The sequence below is a fragment of the Labrys okinawensis genome, assembly GCF_047345005.1.
GTDB classification, from domain to species: domain Bacteria; phylum Pseudomonadota; class Alphaproteobacteria; order Rhizobiales; family Labraceae; genus Labrys; species Labrys okinawensis.
The window spans coordinates 2,989,864-3,010,302 of record NZ_CP178864.1; the positions used below are offsets into that span (position 1 = coordinate 2,989,864).

The window sequence follows — 20,439 nt, forward strand, 5'->3', positions numbered from 1 at the left end:
GGAACCACCCCCAACGGAACCCGCCCATGACCACCACGTCCCCCCGCGCCAATTGGAGCTACCCCACCGCCATCCGCTTCGGCGCCGGTCGCATCTCGGAGCTCGCCGACGCCTGCAAGACTGCCGGTATCACGGCGCCGCTCCTGGTGACGGATCCTTTCCTCGCAACCCAGAAGATGACCAAGGACGCGCTCGACAGCCTTAGGGCCGCAGGGTTGCATGCCGCCATCTTCTCGGATGTGAAGCCCAACCCGGTCGAGTCCAATGTCTACGCCGGCCTCGAAGTGCTGCGGAAAGGCGGACATGACGGCGTGGTGGCCTTCGGCGGCGGCTCCGGCCTCGATGCCGGCAAGGTGATCGCCTTCATGGCCGGCCAGAAGCGGCCCATGTGGGACTTCGAGGATGTCGGCGATTGGTGGACCCGCGCCGATCCCAAGGGCATCGTGCCGATCGTCGCCGTGCCGACCACGGCGGGCACCGGCTCGGAAGTCGGCCGCGCCGGCGTGATCACCCAGGAGAAGACTCACACCAAGAAGGTGATCTTCCATCCACTGATGATGCCGAAAGTGGTGATCTGCGACCCCGAACTCACGGTCGGCATGCCCAGGCACATCACCGCGGGTACCGGGCTCGATGCGCTCGCCCATTGCCTGGAGGCCTATTGCTCGCCCTTCTACCATCCCATGGCCGAAGGAATGGCTGTGGAAGGTATGCGGCTCGTCAAGGAATATCTGCCGCGGGCCTACAAGGACGGCACTGACATCGAAGCCCGCGCCCACATGATGTCGGCCGCTGCGATCGGCGCCACTGCTTTCCAGAAGGGGCTGGGCGCCATCCACGCGCTTTCCCATCCCGTCGGGGCGCTTTACGACACCCATCACGGCCTGACCAACGCGGTGTTCATGCCTTATGTGATCGCCTTCAACAAGAAGGCGGTGAAGGAGAAGGTCGAGCGCCTGGCCGCCTTTATCGGCCTCAAGCCGCGCTATTCGGCCTTTCTCGACTGGACGCTGGCCCTGCGCGAGGAGCTCGGCGTGCCGCATACGCTGGCCGGCCTCAAGGTGGATGACCAGAAGTTCGACCTGATGTCCAAGATGGCGCCGAAGGATCCGACTGCGGGCGGCAATCCGGTCGCCTTGACCAAAGCTGGTGCTCTCAAGCTCTACCGCAAGACGCTCGAAGGCACGGTGTAAGCTTCGGGACTGATGGGCGCGGAACGGGATCCCTCCGAGCCCTCTCCCGCAGGAGCGGCGATGCACGATCTTGAGGCCCGGCTCGCCGCTCTTCCGATCTGGTCCGGACCGCTCGCTATCGAGCCGCTGCCCGGCGGCATGACCAACCGGAATCTATTGGTCAGCGCGCCACAGGGCCGCTTCGTTGTGCGGATCGCCGGCGACAACGCAGCGCATGGCATCGATCGCTCTGCCGAGCAGGCGGCAACGCGCGCCGCCGCGAGGGCCGGCCTCGGCCCGGAGCTCTTCTGGGCAGAGCCGGACCTGATGGTCATGCGCCATGTCTCCGGACATACATTGGCAAGGAGGAATTTCGAAGACAAGTATACACTGGCCGGTGCGGTAGAGTTGCTTCGAAATACCTATCTTAAGCTTCCGCTCTATTATGAAGGGCCGAAGCAGGATCGGCGCCCCCTTACGGTCCTGGCCCGTTATGCCGATGCGCTTACCCGCGCGCCTGGCCGCTGGCGCGAGGCTGTCGAGAGCCATCGCTCGTTGCTTTCTCTCCTGGCGCCCCGCCTTGCCGACATTCCCCAGGGCTTTGCCCATAACGACGTGCATGGCGACAATCTGATCGACGATGGCAGCAGGCTCTGGCTGGTCGATTGGGAATATGCAGGGCAGGGGCAGCCGCTGGCCGACATCGCCAGCCTCGCCAACAACGCAATGATGGCAGAGGGCGCCGCCAACACCGCCCTGGAGCTCTGGCTCGGGCGTACGGCAACCGAGCGGGATCTCTCCTCCTTTGCCGCGATGCGCCTGGCAACAGCCCTGCGCGATCTCTTCTGGGGGTACGCCCAGGACAGCGCCCAGCAAGGATCTGCCGATCGGTCTCAGATCGATCTCGCTGGCTATATCGGGATCAACGAAGATCGCGTGAAGATCGCCGTCGGCCGCCTGTAACGGACCAACGCCCCTTATCCGCAGAGCTGAAAAGCCGCCGACCACGGCGCCGCGACGCCTGTTGTCATGCGCGCCTGCACAGGCCGGGGAATCAGAAGTTGTATGAATGAAATCAGACAATCTAAAGTATTGATATAATCTTGGTTGCACACTAAAACCAATGCGTGTAATACCCATGCGTGCATCAGAGTCAAATGTGGCGATAAGTGATTTTAAACTCCAAGTTGTTAGATTGTTTTATTTCAATTTAGAATTGCTATAGTAAAAAATGACTCTCTAGGCGGTGATCAAGTTGTGTCTTTTGGGTGACATGTCTTTGGCAAAACGATGCGAATACATTCGCGGCTGTTGAATCCGCATTGTGTTAAAAAAGCGACTGAAGCAGTGTCATGCCAACGATTCACCCAATGGGTCGTATCCGGACCGCCGACCTGAGGTTGGGGCCGGGGTCTCGCGAACCGGTCGAAGACGCAAATGTCGCGGCCGCAGTAAAATGTCTTGGAGGTCATCTCATGACGATGAAGTCACTTCTTCTCGGCGCAGCCGCCGGTATCGCCGCCATCGGCGCCGCCCAGGCCGCCGACCTGCCCATGACTAAGGGCGAAGCCGTTGAATATGTGAAGGTCTGCTCGGCCTTCGGCCCTGGCTTCTTCTATATTCCCGGCACCGATACCTGCCTCAAGATCGGCGGTGAAATCCGCGCTGACTACCGCGCATTCGGCGGCGACCGTCCTGGTTTCGTCGCAGGTACCGGTGCGCTAGCGGGTGATACGGTCTTCTCTAAGAACAAGTTCAACCGCAACGACAACCGTTCGGCCTTCAACACGGAAGCCCGTATCTGGTTCGATGCCCGTACCCAGACCGATTACGGCCTGTTGCGCTCGTACTTCCAGATCGACGCTGACTCCCATCCGATCAGCGCTGGCGGCCGCAGCAATGTCTATAACGGCAACACCTTCACCATCGACAAGGCCTTCATCCAGTTCGGTGGCCTGACGGCGGGTTACGCCCACTCGTTCTTCGGCTTCTACGACAACGAGTACGGCGACACCATCTGGGCTCCTTACTACGCTGAATCGAACACCACCAACCTGATCGCCTACACCGCTCAGTTCGGTGGCGGCTTCAGCGCCACGCTGTCGATCGAAGACGGCCGCGACCATCGCTCGAGCCTTGCGCTGAACGACTATATCTATGGCGGCCAGCAGGTTCCTGACGTCGTCGGCCAGCTCCGTTACGACGGTGATTGGGGTTCGGTCGCGGCTCAGGCTGCCGGACATCAGTCGCGTAGCGGCGTGGTCGTCGATCCTCTCACAGGCATCGTTACTCCGGGGCCGCATGAGAACAAGTACGGCTTCGCGGTTGGCGGCACGGTGCTGATCAAGATCCCGGTGATCGACGGTGGCCACTTCATCGTTGAAGGTCAGTACGCCGATGGTGCGACTGACTATCTCGGTGCCGGCAATTCTGTTCTCGGCAGCCAGGACGTCTTCCAGCGTGCAACCGGCGTCGGTACCTTTGGCTCCTCCGAAAGCGGTAAGGGCTGGTCGATCGTGGCTGAACTTGGCGGCAACATCACGCCTGTCCTGAATGCCAACCTGGTCGGCAGCTACATCGACACATCCTTGGACAACGCTGTGTTCAATCCTGTGACCGCCGGTTCCGAAGACCTGAAGATCAAGGAGTACACAATCGCGGGTAACCTGACCTACACCATCGTCAAGGGCCTTACGGTTGCTGGAGAAGTCGCGTATACTCACGTCCAGGCTGACAATGTTCTTGTGAACGCTGGTACGGTGGCAGCTCCGGTTGCTGGCATCCGTGATGACAAGTCCAACATCTGGCAGGCTGGTATTCGCCTGAAGCGCGTATTCTAATTTCACTTCTTCGAAACAAAGAGAGGCCCGGCGAAAGCCGGGCCTTTTTTTATCGCCCATGCTTCTGGCGATGAGTTCTCCCTGGAACCGCGGGGATAACCGACAGGGTAGAGGCAGAGTTCGCGGCTGAAGGGCCAGGGGCGAACCAATAACGCCAGGTGGGCGAGGGGGAAACATCACGGCGGGTAGAGCGCTTGCCCGACGATCGGTCTTGTTGCCTGGATCTCGCGCAACTCCACTGCGAGCCGATGGTTCTGAAGGTCATTCCCATCCGAGACGGTGGCGGCCGAGAATTTGTCCGGGTCTCTCCAAGCCGGATCAAAGCTCACCGATTCTTCGGTCTTGGTATCGCGCCCGCGAATGCCGTTTCTCGTCTTGCGCTGCCCATAGCCCCGCGTCGTCGGCGCAGGATGGAACAAGCCGCAAGTCCCTTCGAATAGTCGAGCCATTGCAGAGCAGGCCTGGGCCTGGCCTCCTAGAGCGTCTTGTCTTCACACGGAATCACCAAGAATCGCAAAATGCTTTTGATACCAGTCAGTTTATTCCGAAATCCGCTCCTACCTGAACGCATCTTGCTCTAAGGATGGAGCGGCGTGCATGTCCTCCTGCCTCAAGTGCCATCGGTAGTGCCCTGGCGAAGCAAGTCGGTGCGGGCTTCTCCCCTGTCCAGGGTCTTTCTCGCCACATTTCCGAAATTTGGGCGATGCTGGTCTCGAGCGCAGAAGAGATTCGGCCTTCGAATCTCCCGACTAATGGCTAAATCGGGACGGCGCATCCACACAACGTCGCTCCCCACAGATAGTGACGGGCTGCTTCGAAAGGGAGCTCATAAGAGGCCCGGGCCGCCGGGAATTGTGGCGGAAGTTGTCAAAAAGCCCCCAAATATGGCGCCTTCTACCCGAAAAACGGCGAATAAGGCGTCTGTGTCTTTTTTGCTACACAACTTTTTCAAAATGCTTCCACTCGGGGTTGCCGAGTACAATCTCTATTGTGCAACCGAGAAGAGTCCGACAATGTTTCTCCAACGACACAGAAGATGGGTCGTGTCCGGATTACAAGTTCTGAGTGTGATCGGGGTCTCGCGAGTCGGTCGAAGCACCAAGCGGCGCTCTCGATCAAATAATAACTGTCTTGGAGGTCATCTAATGACGATGAAGTCTCTTCTCCTCGGCGCCGCTGCTGGTATCGCTGCTATCGGCGCTGCCCAGGCTGCCGATCTGCCCATGACCAAGGGCGAAGCCGTCGAGTATGTTAAGGTCTGCTCGACCTTCGGCCCCGGCTTCTTCTACATCCCCGGCAGCGACACCTGCCTCAAGATCGGCGGCGAAATCCGCGCTGATTACCGCGTGTTCGGTGGCGATACGCCGGTTGCCGGCCTTCGCTCTACCAGCTTCAACCGCAACGACAACCGCAGCGCCTTCGGCACCCAGGGTCGTATCTGGTTCGACGCACGCACCCAGACCGATTGGGGTCTGCTGCGTTCCTACTTCCAGATCAACGCCTCCGGCCGTACCGCCAGCCGCACCGGTCTGGGCTCGACCAATTCCTTCCAGGTTGACAAGGCCTTCATCCAGTTCGGCGGCCTGACGGCTGGTTATGCCCATTCGTTCTTCGGCTTCTACGATAACGAATACGGCGACACCATCTGGGCGCCCTACTACGCCGAATCGAACACCGTGAACCTGCTGGCGTACACCGCCCAGTTCGGTGGCGGCTTCAGCGCCACGCTGTCGATCGAAGACGGCCGTGATCATCGCGAGGATGGGCTCGACGGTGTGTTTGTCGGACTTGGTGGCGCCCCGCTCGCTTATGTTCCGGGTGGCCAGCAGGTTCCGGATATTGTCGGTCAGCTGCGCTATGACGCCGACTGGGGTTCGTTGGCCGTGCAGGCTGCCGGTCACCAGACTCGCTCTGGCGACATTATTGGTGCTAACGGTGTACCGCTTCCTCCCGGCGGCGGCGGTATCCCGCACGAGAACAAGTATGGCTTTGCGGCGGGCGGCACTGTCCTGATCAAGCTCCCGTTCATCGATAGTGGCCATTTCATCGTTGAAGGTCAGTATGCCGACGGTGCGCTTGACTACCTCGGTGCTAACAACACCGTCTTGGGCACCTCGGATGTCTTCTTCACCGGACCGACGGCCGTGGCCGCTCGCGCTGAGCGCGGTAAGGGTTGGTCGATCGTCGGTGAACTCGGTGGCAACATCACGCCCGTGTTGAACGCCAACCTGGTCGCCAGCTATATCGACACGCAATATAACAGGGCCGTCCTCGCTCCGGCTGGCGGCTTCCAGGATTACAAGATCCAGGAGTTCACGGTCGCCGGTAACCTGACCTACACCATCGTGAAGGGTCTGACGATCGGGGGTGAAGTCTCCTACACCCGCGTTGAGCAGAAGAACGTTCCCAACGCTGTGGTGGCGCCGACCGCGCTCCGCGACGACCAGGCGAACATCTGGCAGGCTGGTATCCGTCTGAAGCGGACCTTCTGATCTGGCCTTTAGCTAGAATTCAAGATTGGAGCCCGGCGTGAGCCGGGCTCTTTCTTTTGGTACCATAATGAAGAGATTGGGGCCGACGAGCGTCGGATAGTAATGACTATCGATTGCTGAGGATTCCAGACAGCCAGGCACTTGCGTGCTACTCCCTGCTCCAAGCGGGCGGCGGCCTGCCATTGGGCGTGTCGAGTTGCGGAGTTTTGGCTGGTGCCCTGAACTGGCTGTCTCATCAGAAGCAGCCCCGCAAGGTCGCCATGCTTGGGGGGACAGCTGTGGCATATATTCGGCTCATGCGGCCGCTTGCCGGCAGAATCCGACTTTCGTAGCCGATATCGAAGCCTATATCCAAGCCGACGAGGCACGCCTCGCGGCAATCTCCAGTTTGTGGGAGTTAGGGGCCGTTAAAAATTATAGATTCGGACTGCCGGTATTGAGATTGCAAGAGAAGCGCGACGCTCGAAGCGCTCATTCTTAAGCGATCCCCTGGCTGCCCGGTCAAACCGCAGGTCGGCGACTAGGTCAATCGACACCACCCTGCCTGGCATCCTCCTCCGACCGCGTAGGTACGCAAAGAGAACGGATCTTGACTTTCGTTCGTTCCCATGCTTTATTCCGTAACGGAATGAGGCGTCAGCGGCCGGGGTCTGTACAACCCTGCCCCGAACGCCTCCATCCACCCCGACAGCCTGTCGAGGCGATAGGCGCATGCGGCGGTCCTGCTTCCTTCGAAGCCGGCCTCCAGGGGTGACGAGCGGGACAGACGGGATCGGCACCCCATGGAAGTGCCCTGGATCCCCGGACGGAGCGTGAAGGGCTTGAGCCCGGCAACGCCTTTGTCCCTCCTCCCGCCGATGCGGTGAAGACGGCTGATGCCACCGTCCGGCCAGGACGGACGTCGCTCAGCCCCTTTGCCGAGCCGGCTGGGCCGGGTTCGGATGGTCCGTGCCATCCGCTCCCGGCTCGCCTCCGCCTTCAGAAGGCGGAAAAAAACGGGTGGCCTTGCGCGCCTTGTCAGCGTGCCCGGCCGCCGGAACGGGGCGATGGCGGCCTGCACCGACAGTGCGGCCTGCATCTTCCATGATCCTGCTTTCACGGCTGCCCCGCAGCCGCCATCGCCCGGTCTCCTCAATCAACCCAGCCGGAAAGGGCGTGGGAACGAGAGCGCTTGCGCATTGCGGTGAGAAAGCGGTGGAGGCGAGAGAGTATGATGCTTGGGGAACATTTACAGAATCAGTATCTCGCCAAGCCAGTGTTCAGAGAGCAGGAGAGGCAGTACCATACCTATTTTGACCTATAACAAATCTGGCGTTACCGCCCTTGTTTGCGTGCCTTTTATGCAACTCTGACTGTGAATATGCCCCATTTCCGATCGGTTTTCGCCGCCATCCATTGAGTCACGCCGAATTTTGCCTCATCCTCCCAAGCCTAGAGTTGGCGTCCACGCCCGGCACTCCTGAGTCTCAGCCGAGGGGAAGTAATGAAGGCAGGCATCTTCAGCCTTGCTGTCTTGCTGATGGGTTCCTGTGCCGCCGCGGCGCAGAGTTTGCCTCTGGGCAAGGCCGGGCCGGATGAGAATGTGCAGGCCTGCGTCATGATGGGCGTCGGCTTCTGGGCTCTGCCGGGGACGGACACCTGCCTCAAGGTCAGCGGCGAGGTGAGGGCGGACTATGTGCTCCAGCACCAGCCCACCCGCAATGACGATGCCACCGACTTTTTCACGCGCGCGCAAATCGGCTTCGACGCTCGCACCAACACCGATTACGGCTTGCTGCGCTCCTATTTTCTGCTCGACGCCTATGTCGGGCCCGGGCAGACGACGAGCTTCGTGGTCGACAAGGCCTATCTGCAGATCGGCGGCCTGACAGCGGGCTACGCGCACAGCTTCTTCGGTATTTACGATCTCGACTATGCCAATGATCTGTTGCAACCCTATTTCGGCTATGCGGCGACTACGAATCTTCTTGCCTATACGCTGGAATTCGGCAACGGCCTCTCGGCGACCTTGTCCATCGAGGATGCCCGCGGCACGCACAGCAGCCTGTTCGACACCCCCTCTCCCTTTCAGACCAAAGTGGTCTCATCCGGGGGATCCGTGGTGCCTGATATCGTCGGCAATTTGCGCTACGACGCCGATTGGGGCGAGGCCTCCGTGTTCGGGGCTGCACATCAGATCCGGTATCCTGCACCCTCCAAGCCCTTGGGCGGCTCCGACTATGGCTACGCCTTTGGTGGCGCGCTCGGCCTCAACATACCCGTGCTGGCAGGCGGACATATCGTGGCTGAGGGCACCTATGCGAACGGTGCGTCCTCCTATCTTGGTTGGCAGCAGCTTGATGCCGCCTTCGATCTCACCAACGAAAGGACGGATCTTGGCAACGGCTGGACGGCGACCGGCGAGTTCGGCCTCAACTTGACGCCCGCCCTTACCGTGAACCTGCTAGGCAGCTATCTCGACTACAGCGCCGCGAGCGCCGACACTCGCATCTTCGTTCCCCAGGCGCCCGACATCCAGGGCTGGGTGGCCGGCGGCAACGCCGTCTACACGGTCACACGCGGCCTCTCTTTCGGGGCGGAGGCCTACTACTCGTCCTACCGCGGCAAGGGCGGCCAGGGCTTCTTCGCCTTCGAGGACGAACAGAAGGGTTGGACGGGCGTGCTGCGGGTGCGGCGCACCTTCTGACGGCATGACGGAGAGGTCGGTCAGGTGCCGACGGTTCCGGGCGGCTACCGCCCTACGCCGCGTCGGAGGTCGGCGTCGATCAGCAGCGCGCTCTTATCGCCGAGCCGCGAGCGGTAGACCTGCACATTCTCAAGCACGCGCTGCACGTAGTTGCGCGTCTCCATATAAGGAATGCGCTCCACCCAATCGATAGGATCGACTTTCGGATCGCGCGGATCGCCATAGGTTTTCACCCAATCGGCAACCTTGGAAGGACCGGCATTATAGGCTGCGAAGGTCATGATGTAGGAACCGCGGAAGCGGTCGATCAGTTCGCCCAGATGCGCCTCGCCGATCATGGCGTTGTAGGCCGGATCGGTGGCGAGGCGCTTGGGGTCGAAGGCCATGCCGGCCGCCTTCGCGGTCGCCTTGGCGGTCGACGGCATCATTTGCATCAGGCCACGCGCTCCCGCGCCACTCACCACATCATGCCCGAATTCGCTTTCCTGCCGGGCGATGCCGTAGACCACGGCGCGTTCGACATTGCCGGAGCCCTGGTAGCCGGGAATGGCGCCGGTCGGAAAGGCGATCGCGTCGAGTGGCAGGCCGCGCTGCGTCGCCGATTTGCCGACACCCAGCGCCGCCTTGGCGTCACGATTGGCGAGGGCGAGCTGGCCAAGCAGGCTGAGCTGCTGGGTGTCCTGCAAGCGCTTGCCCATGTCGCCGATGAGCGAACGGGCGTAGTTGCGTTCGTCCATGGCGTAGAGCTGGGTGATGGCGCGTATGGCAGTCAGGTTGCTGAACGCCGCCCTTGCGGCGGCTGAGGCCTCCGGCACGGCGTGAAGATCCAGCGTGCGGATGCCCAGACGCGCCCGGGCGATCTGGCCATAATAGGTGATGGGGTAGCGCGCGGCGAGCTGGTAGAAGCGCGTGGCGGCGCCCTTGTCCCCCAGTGCTTCGGCCGCGCGGCCCTGCCAATAGGCGCCGCGCGAGATACTGATCGGCCGCTGCGATTGTGCGCTGAGATTGGAGAAATGGCGCGCTGCGGTGCGGGCATCGCCAAGGAAACGCAAGGCGATCCAGCCGCAGTGGAATTCGGCTTCCATACGCGTGTTGTCGCTCTCGGCCGTATAGCCCGCCGCCACCGTATAGGCGGCGCGGAAATCGCCCTGGTCGAGCAAGGCGCGCGCGACCAGGCGCCGTTCCGTCCACCATTCGTCCGGTCGCACCAGGGACGCGGCATCGCGCGGAGCGCGCGCCAGCAGCGCCGCAGCCTCCTTGTCCCTGTCGAGGCCGCGGAGATAACGCACCTTGGCGAAGATATAGGCGGGATCGGCGGATACATTGGAGGCGAGCAAGGCGCCGGCATTGCCTGCCCCCTTTGCTACGGCGATGCGCACCCTGGCGAGCGCCACGACATCGCTGCCGGCGCGGGCGGCTGCGCGCAACCCGTCACCATAATCGCCGTCATAGATCAGGCGATCGGCCCGGAATTTGTGGTCGGTGTGCGAGAGCAGGTTGCCGTAGGTCCTGATGATATCTGATTCGACTTGGCTGGAGAGTGCGTCGTTACGGTAGGCGTCGCGGATCAGGGCAGCGGCCCCACCTTGGTTGCCCGAGCGTAGCGCCACGGAAGCCAGCACCACCTTGCCCTCGTCGGTCTCGGGCGGCGAGGAAGTGAAGAAGGTGCTGACGGTGCCAGCATCGGCGCCATCATTATAGAGCGCTTCCTCAGCGCGCCTGCGCAGCAGTCCATTCCCGGGCCAGCTTGGATAGGCCGTCAGGAAAGCATTGATACGCTGGAAGCCGACCTGTCGCGATGCGTTGCGGATGGCGATCCACTCCGCCGTGGCGCGGCTGGCAGGATCGTTCAGGGAGCGCGCGAGGCTGTCGCCGCCGGCAATATCGCCGCGTTCATAGGCATCGATGGCCTGACGAAGCGTCTCGAGCTGTGGTGCGACGGGCGAAGCGGCGCCGATCGAGCCGGTGATGTCGCTGTCGGTGCTGATGAGCAAGGCAGGCGAGCGGCTCAGCGTCGCGTCGCCGGGCTGAGTGAGGGGAGCGGCAACAGCGCCCGTCAGCACGGCAACAAAAAGGGATGTTCCACTCAAAAACCGCACGAACATTACCGCCATGCCAACCCAGGAATTCCAGACTGGCTATTGTCGCGTCTCCTCATTGAGGAAGCGTGAATTACACCATCGTAATGCCACACTCTCGCCATCACACAGGCGTGAGAAAATGGCGGTTTTGATGACCTGACGGCGGCGGATTCACGATTCACAGCCAATTTATGCGGCCCTCGGAGCTGGCGCACTTCATTAACTGGATGAATGCGAAAATCCTGGGCTCGAAACCGGGTACTTTCAGCCGAGAATTCGCCCTCCCGCTCTTTTCGCGGCTGATATGCTCGTATATGTCTGGCCAGCGACGGTGTTGCGACGAAGTCGCCCTTCACCTCAAAGCGCCTTGCGACTCGACGGCATCGTCAAGAATCGCAAAAGCGCGTCGAAACAGAGAGTTAGAGTAAACGGCGTTTCGCGAAAACGCGTTTCGCTCTGGCGGTTGCGGAGTTGAGATCATGTCGAAGACCAAGTTCAGAGGTTCGCTCACCGCCTTGGTGACGCCGTTTCGGGACGGTGCTCTGGACGAGAAAGGATTCCGCGACCTGATCGACTGGCAGATCGCCGAGGGCACCAGCGGTCTCGTGCCGGTGGGCACCACGGGCGAGAGCCCGACGCTGAGCCATGCGGAGCATCGCCAGGCCGTCGAGATCTGCATCTCACAGGTCAAGGGCCGCGTTCCCGTCATCCCCGGCGCGGGCTCCAACAACACGGTTGAAGCAATCGACCTTGCCAGGCATGCCGAGAAGGCCGGCGCCGATGCGGTGCTGGTGGTCACGCCCTATTACAACAAGCCGACGCAGGAGGGGCTCTACCAGCACTTCAAGGCTGTGAACGACGCCATCAACATCCCGATCTTCATCTACAACATCCCGCCACGCTCGGTGGTGGACATGTCTGTGGAGACAATGAAGCGCCTTTACGAGCTGAAGAATATCGTGGGCGTCAAGGATGCAACCGGCAACCTCGCCCGCGTCTCCCAGCAGCGCCAGCAACTCGGCCCGGACTTCATCCAGCTTTCCGGCGAGGACATGACGGCGCTCGCCTTCAACGCTGCCGGCGGGCAAGGCTGCATCTCCGTGGTCTCCAACATCGCGCCGCGCCTTTGCGCCCAGTTGCAGGACGCTACTTTGCGCGGCGATTATGCGGCTGCCCTTGAAATCCAGGACCGGTTGATCCCACTTCATGCTGCGACCTTCCTCGAACCTGGCCTCGCCGGTGCCAAATGCGGCCTGGCCATTCTCGGCCGGGTGAAGGAGGAGGTCCGCCTGCCGTTGCTGCCGGTCACCGAGGGTGCCCGCGGCCAGATCAAGCAGGCCATGGTCCATGCAGGTCTTCTCAATTGACCAGCCTGCTGAACTGAAAGCGAGAAACACGTGTCCGAGAAGAAGGGCGCCCAGAAGCTGGTCGCCGACAACCGCAAGGCGCGGTTCCACTACGAACTGCTCGATACCTTCGAGGCCGGCATTGTCCTGGCCGGGACGGAGGTCAAATCCTTGCGCCTCGGCAAGGCGACGATCGGCGAATCCTACGCCGGGCCCTCGGGCGATGAGCTGCTGCTGTTCAATGCCGATATCCCGGAATATCTGCAGGCCAACCGCTTCAACCATGAGCGCAAGCGCCCGCGCAAATTGCTGCTGCATCGGCGCCAGATCGCCAAGCTGATCGGTGCCGTGCAGCGCGAGGGCCTTACCATCGTGCCGACCAAGCTCTATTTCAACGAGCAGGGCAGGGCGAAGATCGAGCTCGCCCTGGCCCGCGGCAAGACCATGGGCGACAAGCGCGAGACCGAGAAGAAACGCGACTGGCAGCGCGAGAAGGGCCGCCTGCTGCGTGACAAGGGCTGATCTCTCACGGCCTGCCATCGTACGGAGTTGCCGATGTACCAGCCTCCCCATTTCCGCGAAGAACGTCCAGAGGTGCTGCATGCCCTCATGCGTGCCCACCCGCTAGCGACCTTGGTGACGCTGGCCGATGGCCGGCTGGATGCCAATCATATCCCGATGTTGCTGGACGCAGAGCGGGGCCCACAAGGCACGCTGCTTGCCCATATCGCGCGCGCAAACGATCTGGCGCGCCGGCACGACCCCGATACGGAAGTGCTTGTGATCTTCCAGGGCGTCGAGGGCTATATCACGCCGAGCTGGTACGAGACCAAGCGCGAAACCGGCAAGGTGGTGCCGACCTGGAATTATATCACCGTGCATGTGCATGGGCGTCTGAGGATCCTCGACGATCCGGCCTGGCTTCGGGCGCAGATCACCGCGCTCACCAACACCCACGAGGCGAGCCGCTCCCTGCCCTGGCATGTCGATGATGCGCCCGAGGCCTTCCTGCAGGCGCAGATCAAGGGCATCGTCGGTCTGGAGATCGAGATCACCAGCCTTGAGGGCAAGTGGAAGGTCAGCCAGAACCGGCCGGAGGCCGATCGGGAAGGCGTCCATGCCGGCCTGTCGGAACGGGGCGACCTGGCAATGGCGGAACTTGTGAAACGCGCCTCGGAGGGCTGACGGCCGTTCAGGCAGGCAGAAGGCTCCTGATGGTCTGGAAGACGTCCCTGAACATCTGGGTCGTCAGACGGCCGGTATTCGTGTTGTAGCGCGAGCAGTGATAGCTATCCACGAGGATGAGCTTCCCGATCCGGTGCTGGGCGTGATGGGCGAAACGATAGCGCGCCGGCTTCTCACCAAGGGCCGTGACCACGCTGTCATGGCCGATCTTGCCGAGCGCCAGGATGACCCTGAGCTCTTCCATCTCCTCGATGGTGCGGATGAGGAACGGCCGGCAGGCGGCGATCTCGCTGCCAACAGGCTTGTTTTCCGGCGGCACGCAGCGCACCGCATTGGTGATGCGACAATCGACGAGTTCCAGGCCGTCATCCGGCCGCTCGTCATAGCTGCCGGTGGCAAAGCCGAAATCACCCAGCGTTTCATAGAGGAGGTCGCCGGCCCAGTCGCCGGTGAAAGGACGGCCGGTGCGATTGGCTCCCTGCAGGCCGGGCGCCAGCCCGGCGATCAGCAGGCGTGCGGCCGCAGAACCGAAGCTCGGCACGGGGGCATTGTGCCAGTTCGGTTCCTTGGCCCGCCAATGCAGGCGGAAGGCGACGAGACGGTCGCAACGCGGGCAGTCTCGGCCGGGCTCGGTGGTCGATGGGACGGGCATCGGAAACGTATCTTGCGTTATGAAGGCGGGAAGAACCGCAACTGACGTGTTGCAGGCTCTACGGTCCCGAGTGCACTTCGCGCATCATCGCGGCTGGATAAGGAAGGGCACTTCGGACCATCGATGGTCGCTTCTTCCATCAAGGTCGGTTGCCATGCTCGGTCCGGCGAGGTGCACCCGAAGGTGTTTCACTCCTCCTCGCCCTGATTGCCGGCGCCCGCGGCCATGAAGCCGGGCGTTTGTCCGGCAAAGCCCTGCTGTACCGGCTGGCGCGGGGCACCGGGACCGGCGGGATAGTTCGGACCGGACTGATTGCGCACGGCCCGCTCGGAGGGATCCCGGCCGATCTTGCTCTGCAGGGTGACGAGGTCGACGAATTCGTCAGCCTGGCGGCGCAGTTCGTCGGCCACCATGGGCGGCTGAGTGGAGACGGTTGAAACCACCGAAACGCGGACGCCCTTGCGCTGCATGGCTTCCACCAGCGAGCGGAAATCGCCGTCGCCCGAGAACAGGATCATGTGCGAGATGTGATCGGCCAGTTCCATCGCATCGATGGCCAGCTCGATATCCATGTTGCCCTTGACCTTGCGGCGGCCAGTCGAATCCACGAATTCCTTGGTTGGCTTGGTGACGACCGCATAACCGTTGTAGTCCAGCCAGTCGATCAGCGGACGGATGGAGGAGTACTCCTGATCCTCAACCAAAGCGGTGTAATAGAAGGCTCGGACGAGATAACCCCGACTATGGTATTCCTTGAGCATCTTCCGATAGTCGATATCAAACCCCAAGCTTTTCGCTGTGGCGTAAAGGTTGGCGCCATCGATAAAGAGGGCGATGCGTTCCTGGATGTTGTTCATTCTTCTGCCAGTCAGGGTTCGTTGTGCTAAAGCCGGCTTCTGAAGCATAGCGAAATTTTGTGTCTAAATTTAAGTTTAGTATTGAGTGCCGAGTTAACATAAAGCGCGTGCTTCGTGTCTAATCCCAACGAAAAGCCAGCAACGACAAGCTTAAGCTTGTCGCAATCTGCTTGTGCCTAGGACGGTATAGAAAGTCAAGTCTGCGATCTGTGCCGCTACATTGGCGTTCTTCAGCCAGGAACATATATGGTTTATTGCAATATCGAGACGTGAAGGCTCGTTATTGTGCGATCTCCTGCGAAAGTCTTGCCCGGCGGGGTGAACCTTATGGTGACAATTATATCACGGTTCCGCGATAGGGGTTGCAGAAAGTTCCTGCTCGGTGTAGTTGGCGCGCTTGATCCCAAAACACGGTACAGAAAGGCTTCGCCATGGCCCGCGTCACGGTGGAAGATTGCATCGACAAGGTCGAGAACCGCTTCGAGCTGGTTCTGCTCGCCAGTCATCGTGCGCGCATGATTGCGGGCGGTGCGGCGCTGACCGTCGAGCGCGATCGCGATAAAAACCCGGTGGTGGCTCTGCGCGAGATTGCGGATGAGACGCTCACCCCGGATGATCTGAAGGAAGACCTCATCCACTCGATGCAGAAATACGTCGAGGTGGACGAGCCCGAATCGGATCCTGCCGCGCTCGCAGCCAGCGATTCCGACGACAACATCGCCTTCGACCGCATGTCGGAAGAGGATTTGTTGCGCGGCCTGGAGGGTCTGGTGCCCCCGGCCAACAACGGTTCGGACGACGAAGAGTAATCTCTTCGCCCTTGCAGGCAAGATTAGGCGGGTCGGCGATGCCGGCCCGCTTTTCTTTTGTGCACTGCCCGTATTGAATAGGGCCGTGGCTGGCCGCGGAGCGTGGCCGCGAAACGTTGGGTTTGCCGGGCCTGAAAATCGTTACGGCGGGAGAATGTGAGTGACGGCGCCTTTCCGCCTGATGCGGCAATATGAACTCGTCGACAAGGTCCGGGCCTATAATCCGGCCGTGAACGAGGATCTCCTGAATGCTGCCTATGTCTATGCCATGCAGAAACATGGCGCGCAGTTCCGTGCCTCGGGCGATCCCTATTTCTCCCATCCTCTCCAGGTCGCCTCGCTTCTCACCGACCTCAAGCTTGACGACGCCACGATCGCGGCCGCGCTTCTGCACGATACCATCGAGGATACGGATGCCACCCGTGGCGAGATCGAGCGGCGCTTTGGCAAGGAGATCGCCGCCCTTGTCGACGGCCTGACCAAGATCAAGAAGCTGGATCTCGTTTCCAAGGAGGCCAAGCAGGCCGAGAACCTGCGCAAGCTCCTGCTGGCCATCGTGGAGGATGTGCGCGTCCTCCTCGTCAAGCTAGCCGATCGTCTGCACAATATGCGTACGCTCAATTTCATGAAGGCGGAGAAGCGTGCCCGCATCGCCCAGGAGACGCTCGACATCTATGCGCCGCTTGCCGGTCGCATGGGCATGCAGGACATGCGCGAGGAGTTGGAGGACCTGTCCTTCCATGAACTCCAGCCCGCGCACTACGAGACCATCGTCCGCCGCCTCGAAGGGCTGAAGCGCCGCAACGGCGCACTGATCGCGGAGATCGAGAACGATCTGCGCGAACAGTTGCGCGAGCGGGGGATCGAGGCCACCGTCAAGGGCCGCGAGAAGCGACCCTATTCGATCTTCAAGAAGACCGAGCAGAAGCAGGTCGCCTTCGAGCAGCTTTCCGACATCTTCGCCTTCCGCGTGCTGGTCGGCACGGTGGAGGATTGCTATCGCGCGCTCGGCATCGTCCACACCAAATGGCCGCTCGTGCCGGGGCGTTTCAAGGACTATATTTCGACACCTAAGCAGAACGACTATCGCTCGCTGCACACCACGGTGATCGGGCCCGGTCAGCAGCGTGTGGAACTGCAGATCCGCACCGACGACATGCACCGCATCGCCGAATTCGGCATCGCCGCCCATGCGCTCTACAAGGAGAACAAGGCGGGCGACACGCTGCGCCTTGAAGGCGAGAGCCGGGCCTTCGCCTGGCTGCGCCGTACCATGGCCATGCTGGCGGAAGGCGACAACCCCGAGGAATTCCTCGAGCATACGAAGCTCGAGCTCTTCCAGGACCAGGTCTTCTGCTTCACGCCCAAGGGCAAGCTGATCACCCTGCCGCGCGGGGCCAATGCCATCGATTTTGCCTATGCCGTGCATACCGATGTCGGCAATACGGCTGTGGGTTGCCGCGTCAACGGCCGCACGGCGCCGCTGGTCTCCGAACTCTATAACGGCGACGAAGTGGCCATCATCACCGCCAAGGAGCAGACCCCGCCCGCTGCCTGGGAGACACTGGTTGTCACCGGCCGCGCCCGCGCCGCCATCCGCAAGGCGACGCGCAGCGCCGTGCGCGCCCAATATGCCGGGCTGGGGCAGCGTATTATCGAGCGCGCCTTCGAGCGGCTCGACAAGACCTATTCGCCGGACGCCCTGCAGGGCGCACTGAAGCGGCTGGCCCGCAAAAGCGTCGAGGACGTGCTCACGGCGGTCGGCCGCGGCGAAATGCGTTCGCAGGATGTGGTGCGGGCCGTCTTTCCGGATTTCAAGGTCGAGCAATCGAGCCACGCGGCGGCCGGCCTCGACGAAACCTGGTTCGGTCTGCAGGGTGGCCAGAATCTGCGCTTCAAGCTGCCGAGCGGGGGCGATCCTGCCACGGCTGCCATTCCCGTGCGTGGCCTCATGGGTGATCTGCCAGTGCGCTTCTCGGAAGGCGGCGCCGTGCCTGGGGACCGCATCGTCGCGATTCTCACCCCGGGCGAAGCGATCACCATCTACCCGATCCAGTCGCCGGCTCTGGCCAATTTCGAGGACCATCCCGAGCTCTGGCTTGACGTGCGCTGGGATCTCGAAGCGACGCGGGCCGAGCGCTATCCTGCGAGGATCCAGGTCGTCTCGATCAATGAGCCAGGCACCTTGGCCCAGATCGCCCAGGTCATCGCCGAGACGGACGGCAATATCGACAACCTCGCCATGCAGCGCCGCTCCTTCGACATGACGGAGATGATCATCGATCTGGAGGTCTACGACCTCAAGCATCTGCTCGCCATCATTGATGGCCTGCGCGCCCGCAAGGTGGTGAGCGAGGTCACGCGCATCGTGTGAGGGAACCCTTCGGGTTTGAACCTCCGAGCCCTCTCCGATGCGAAGGCAATGCCGCCACGGGAGGGCCTGCCTTCACGCATGAAATTTTCACCCCGGCGCCTGCCTCTGCCATTGATCTCGACGCTGTGGAAGCGTAGCCCCTACAGCCGGAAAATCGCAGGGAGCCGATGATGACGCAGGATGAAGTGCTGGCCGAGTTCAAGGATGCGGGCGCGTTGCTCGAAGGGCATTTCATCCTTTCTTCAGGGCTGCATTCGCCGGTGTTTCTCCAGAAAATGTTCATCTTCATGGATCCGGTGCGCACCGAACGCCTGTGCAAGTCCCTGGCTGCGAAGATCACCGAGCGCTTCGGCAAGGTCGACATGGTCGTCTCGCCCGCCGTCGGCGGCATCGTGCCAGGCTATGAGACGGCGCGTGCCCTCGGCGCCAAGGCGGTGTTCGTCGAACGCGAGAACGGCCAGTTCCAGCTGCGGCGGGGCTTTCAGATTCCGGCCGGCGCCCGTGTCGTCATGGTCGAGGATATCGTCACCACGGGCCTGTCTTCGCGCGAATGCCTGGCGGCGATCGCCGAGCATCCGGGCGAGGTGGTGGGCGCGGCCTGCCTGATCGATCGCTCCGGCGGCAAGGCTGATCTCAGCAAGCCGCTGGTGGCGCTTGCAACCCTCGACATTCCCGCCTTCCCGGCAGACCAGTTGCCACCCGAGCTTGCCAAGCTCCCGGTGGTCAAGCCCGGCAGCCGCGCGCTTTCCAGTTGAGAGACAACCATGTCCGGTAACACGCGTTCCAACCAGATCCGCCTCGGTCTCAATGTCGACCACGTCGCCACCGTACGCAATGCGCGCGGCGGCAGATGGCCGGACCCCGTGCGGGCGGCCCAACTTGCCATCGAGGCTGGCGCCGACGGCATCACCGCGCATCTGCGGGAGGACAGGCGCCATATCCGCGACGCTGATATCCATCGTATACGGGCGGAGGTGCCAGCGCCTCTCAATTTCGAAATGGCGGTTACGCCTGATATGCTGGAGATCGCCCTGAAGGTGAAGCCGCATGCTGTCTGCCTGGTGCCCGAGAAGCGCGAGGAGCGCACCACGGAGGGCGGCCTCGATGTGCGCGGGGGCGAGGCGAACCTGCGCAATGCCATCCCCCGCTTCAAGGATGCCGGCATTCGGGTGTCGCTCTTCGTCGAGCCGGACAGTGCCGTGCTGGAAGCCTGCGCGGCGCTGGGCGCCGATATCGTGGAACTGCACACCGGCACCTGGTGCGAGGCGGTGACGGGGGGGCAGGGCGGTCGCGCCGAGGCCGAGTTCGAGCGCCTCAAGCTTGGCGCGGGTATCGCCGCCAGCCTCGGCCTGGAAGTGCACGCCGGCCACGGGCTTGATTTCGAGACCTCGGAGGTCCTGGCCACCGTGCCGCAATTCGCCGAATTCAACACCGGCCACTTCCTCATCGGAGAAGCGATCTTCGTGGGGCTCGCGGAGAGCATCCGCGAGGTGAAGGCCGCCATGGCTGCGGGGCGGAGCCGGGCTGCATGATCATCGGCATCGGCAACGATCTGTGCGACATCAAGCGTATCGAAACGGCGCTCGAGCGTTTCGGCCGCCGTTTCGAGGAGCGTTGCTTTACCGAGGTCGAGCGGGCCAAGGCGGCCGGCCGGGCCGACAAGGCCGGTACACTGGCCAAGCGCTTCGCTGCCAAGGAGGCCTGCTCCAAGGCGCTGGGCAGCGGCGTCAATGGCAGGCACGGCATCCACTGGCACGACATGGAGGTTGGCAATGACGGCGCCGGGCGGCCGACATTGACCGTTACCGGCGCGGCGCGGACGCTGCTCGATACCCTCATTCCGGCGGGGCACGAGGCCGTCATTCACCTGACTTTGAGCGACGAACACCCGCTCGCGCAGGCCTTTGTGCTCATCGAAGCCCGTCCGCGAGGCTGAACGCCCCAT

Annotated in this window: 17 protein-coding genes; 13 read left to right on the forward strand and 4 right to left on the reverse strand. The window is 62.0% G+C overall.

Annotated features, from left to right (window positions below):
* Positions 1 to 26 precede the first annotated feature (26 nt).
* The 3 genes from ACMDCR_RS13880 to ACMDCR_RS13890 all read left to right on the forward strand — a co-directional run bounded on the left by ACMDCR_RS13880 (position 27) and on the right by ACMDCR_RS13890 (position 4,012).
* A complete protein-coding gene (locus ACMDCR_RS13880; protein WP_413993088.1) occupies positions 27 to 1,193 on the forward strand; it encodes an iron-containing alcohol dehydrogenase in 1,167 nt (388 codons plus the stop codon).
* Between the two features lie 60 nt (positions 1,194 to 1,253).
* The gene (locus ACMDCR_RS13885) at positions 1,254 to 2,135 is read left to right on the forward strand and encodes a phosphotransferase (RefSeq protein ID WP_413993089.1); all 882 of its coding nucleotides are present in this window, start codon (positions 1,254 to 1,256) and stop codon (positions 2,133 to 2,135) included.
* 512 nt (positions 2,136 to 2,647) lie between these two features.
* Complete coding sequence (locus ACMDCR_RS13890) at positions 2,648 to 4,012, forward strand: porin (RefSeq protein WP_413993090.1); 1,365 nt, start codon at positions 2,648 to 2,650, stop codon at positions 4,010 to 4,012.
* Between the two features lie 176 nt (positions 4,013 to 4,188).
* On the opposite strand, the gene ACMDCR_RS13895 is transcribed toward ACMDCR_RS13890, so the two are convergent.
* Positions 4,189 to 4,431, reverse strand: coding sequence for a hypothetical protein (locus ACMDCR_RS13895; RefSeq protein ID WP_413993091.1), 243 nt, complete (start codon positions 4,429 to 4,431; stop codon positions 4,189 to 4,191).
* Positions 4,432 to 5,157: 726 nt separating this feature from the next.
* Between ACMDCR_RS13895 and ACMDCR_RS13900 the strand changes: the two genes are divergently transcribed.
* Positions 5,158 to 6,504 (forward strand): porin, encoded by a 1,347-nt coding sequence (locus ACMDCR_RS13900; protein WP_413993092.1) that lies wholly within the window; start codon positions 5,158 to 5,160, stop codon positions 6,502 to 6,504.
* Between the two features lie 1,483 nt (positions 6,505 to 7,987).
* Positions 7,988 to 9,190, forward strand: coding sequence for a porin (locus ACMDCR_RS13905; RefSeq protein ID WP_413993093.1), 1,203 nt, complete (start codon positions 7,988 to 7,990; stop codon positions 9,188 to 9,190).
* Positions 9,191 to 9,234: 44 nt separating this feature from the next.
* Here ACMDCR_RS13905 and ACMDCR_RS13910 read toward each other — a convergent pair whose 3' ends face one another.
* The gene (locus tag ACMDCR_RS13910) at positions 9,235 to 11,304 is read right to left on the reverse strand and encodes a transglycosylase SLT domain-containing protein (RefSeq protein WP_413993094.1); all 2,070 of its coding nucleotides are present in this window, start codon (positions 11,302 to 11,304) and stop codon (positions 9,235 to 9,237) included.
* A 443-nt stretch (positions 11,305 to 11,747) separates the two neighbouring features.
* On the opposite strand from ACMDCR_RS13910, the gene dapA reads away from it, so the two are divergent.
* From dapA to ACMDCR_RS13925, 3 genes are read left to right on the forward strand one after another with little or no spacing between them, the layout of a single operon-like run.
* A complete protein-coding gene (dapA, locus tag ACMDCR_RS13915; RefSeq protein WP_413993613.1) occupies positions 11,748 to 12,638 on the forward strand; it encodes a 4-hydroxy-tetrahydrodipicolinate synthase in 891 nt (296 codons plus the stop codon).
* A 30-nt stretch (positions 12,639 to 12,668) separates the two neighbouring features.
* The gene (gene smpB / locus ACMDCR_RS13920; protein ID WP_413993095.1) at positions 12,669 to 13,139 is read left to right on the forward strand and encodes an SsrA-binding protein SmpB; all 471 of its coding nucleotides are present in this window, start codon (positions 12,669 to 12,671) and stop codon (positions 13,137 to 13,139) included.
* A 33-nt stretch (positions 13,140 to 13,172) separates the two neighbouring features.
* Positions 13,173 to 13,802 carry an FMN-binding negative transcriptional regulator gene (locus ACMDCR_RS13925; RefSeq protein WP_413993096.1) on the forward strand — a complete coding sequence of 210 codons (630 nt, stop codon included), beginning with the start codon at positions 13,173 to 13,175 and terminating at the stop codon, positions 13,800 to 13,802.
* 7 nt (positions 13,803 to 13,809) lie between these two features.
* Here the strand turns inward: ACMDCR_RS13925 and ACMDCR_RS13930 are convergent, their stop codons facing one another.
* Together ACMDCR_RS13930 and ACMDCR_RS13935 are read right to left on the reverse strand one after the other, a co-directional pair.
* Positions 13,810 to 14,454, reverse strand: coding sequence for a uracil-DNA glycosylase (locus ACMDCR_RS13930; RefSeq protein WP_413993097.1), 645 nt, complete (start codon positions 14,452 to 14,454; stop codon positions 13,810 to 13,812).
* A 188-nt stretch (positions 14,455 to 14,642) separates the two neighbouring features.
* The gene (locus ACMDCR_RS13935) at positions 14,643 to 15,311 is read right to left on the reverse strand and encodes an NYN domain-containing protein (protein ID WP_413993098.1); all 669 of its coding nucleotides are present in this window, start codon (positions 15,309 to 15,311) and stop codon (positions 14,643 to 14,645) included.
* A 431-nt stretch (positions 15,312 to 15,742) separates the two neighbouring features.
* Here ACMDCR_RS13935 and rpoZ point away from each other — a divergent pair, with 431 nt between their 5' ends.
* The 5 genes from rpoZ to acpS all read left to right on the forward strand — a co-directional run bounded on the left by rpoZ (position 15,743) and on the right by acpS (position 20,430).
* Positions 15,743 to 16,120, forward strand: a complete 378-nt coding sequence (gene rpoZ / locus ACMDCR_RS13940) for a DNA-directed RNA polymerase subunit omega (protein WP_413993099.1) — start codon at positions 15,743 to 15,745, stop codon at positions 16,118 to 16,120.
* Between the two features lie 181 nt (positions 16,121 to 16,301).
* Positions 16,302 to 18,494: a RelA/SpoT family protein gene (locus ACMDCR_RS13945; protein WP_413993614.1), complete on the forward strand. Its 2,193-nt coding sequence runs from the start codon at positions 16,302 to 16,304 to the stop codon at positions 18,492 to 18,494.
* Positions 18,495 to 18,664: 170 nt separating this feature from the next.
* Entirely contained in the window at positions 18,665 to 19,249 is a 585-nt protein-coding gene (pyrE, locus tag ACMDCR_RS13950; protein ID WP_413993615.1) for an orotate phosphoribosyltransferase, read from the forward strand.
* A gap of 9 nt (positions 19,250 to 19,258) precedes the next feature.
* On the forward strand, positions 19,259 to 20,026 hold the full coding sequence (locus tag ACMDCR_RS13955; protein WP_413993100.1) for a pyridoxine 5'-phosphate synthase: 768 nt from the start codon (positions 19,259 to 19,261) through the stop codon (positions 20,024 to 20,026).
* Entirely contained in the window at positions 20,023 to 20,430 is a 408-nt protein-coding gene (acpS, locus tag ACMDCR_RS13960; protein WP_413993101.1) for a holo-ACP synthase, read from the forward strand. Before ACMDCR_RS13955 ends, acpS begins: the two co-directional genes overlap by 4 nt.
* Positions 20,431 to 20,439: the final 9 nt, after the last annotated feature.

Bases quoted from the DNA above. Each gene is read 5' to 3' on its own strand.
- ACMDCR_RS13880 (WP_413993088.1), top strand. From the start codon at position 27: ATGACCACCACGTCCCCCCGCGCCAATTGGAGCTACCCCACCGCCATC.
- ACMDCR_RS13885 (WP_413993089.1), top strand. From the start codon at position 1,254: ATGCACGATCTTGAGGCCCGGCTCGCCGCTCTTCCGATCTGGTCCGGA.
- ACMDCR_RS13890 (WP_413993090.1), top strand. From the start codon at position 2,648: ATGACGATGAAGTCACTTCTTCTCGGCGCAGCCGCCGGTATCGCCGCC.
- ACMDCR_RS13900 (WP_413993092.1), top strand. From the start codon at position 5,158: ATGACGATGAAGTCTCTTCTCCTCGGCGCCGCTGCTGGTATCGCTGCT.
- ACMDCR_RS13905 (WP_413993093.1), top strand. From the start codon at position 7,988: ATGAAGGCAGGCATCTTCAGCCTTGCTGTCTTGCTGATGGGTTCCTGT.
- ACMDCR_RS13910 (WP_413993094.1), bottom strand. From the start codon at position 11,304: ATGGCGGTAATGTTCGTGCGGTTTTTGAGTGGAACATCCCTTTTTGTT.
- ACMDCR_RS13925 (WP_413993096.1), top strand. From the start codon at position 13,173: ATGTACCAGCCTCCCCATTTCCGCGAAGAACGTCCAGAGGTGCTGCAT.
- ACMDCR_RS13930 (WP_413993097.1), bottom strand. From the start codon at position 14,454: ATGCCCGTCCCATCGACCACCGAGCCCGGCCGAGACTGCCCGCGTTGC.
- ACMDCR_RS13935 (WP_413993098.1), bottom strand. From the start codon at position 15,311: ATGAACAACATCCAGGAACGCATCGCCCTCTTTATCGATGGCGCCAAC.
- rpoZ (WP_413993099.1), top strand. From the start codon at position 15,743: ATGGCCCGCGTCACGGTGGAAGATTGCATCGACAAGGTCGAGAACCGC.
- ACMDCR_RS13945 (WP_413993614.1), top strand. From the start codon at position 16,302: ATGCGGCAATATGAACTCGTCGACAAGGTCCGGGCCTATAATCCGGCC.
- pyrE (WP_413993615.1), top strand. From the start codon at position 18,665: ATGACGCAGGATGAAGTGCTGGCCGAGTTCAAGGATGCGGGCGCGTTG.
- ACMDCR_RS13955 (WP_413993100.1), top strand. From the start codon at position 19,259: ATGTCCGGTAACACGCGTTCCAACCAGATCCGCCTCGGTCTCAATGTC.
- acpS (WP_413993101.1), top strand. From the start codon at position 20,023: ATGATCATCGGCATCGGCAACGATCTGTGCGACATCAAGCGTATCGAA.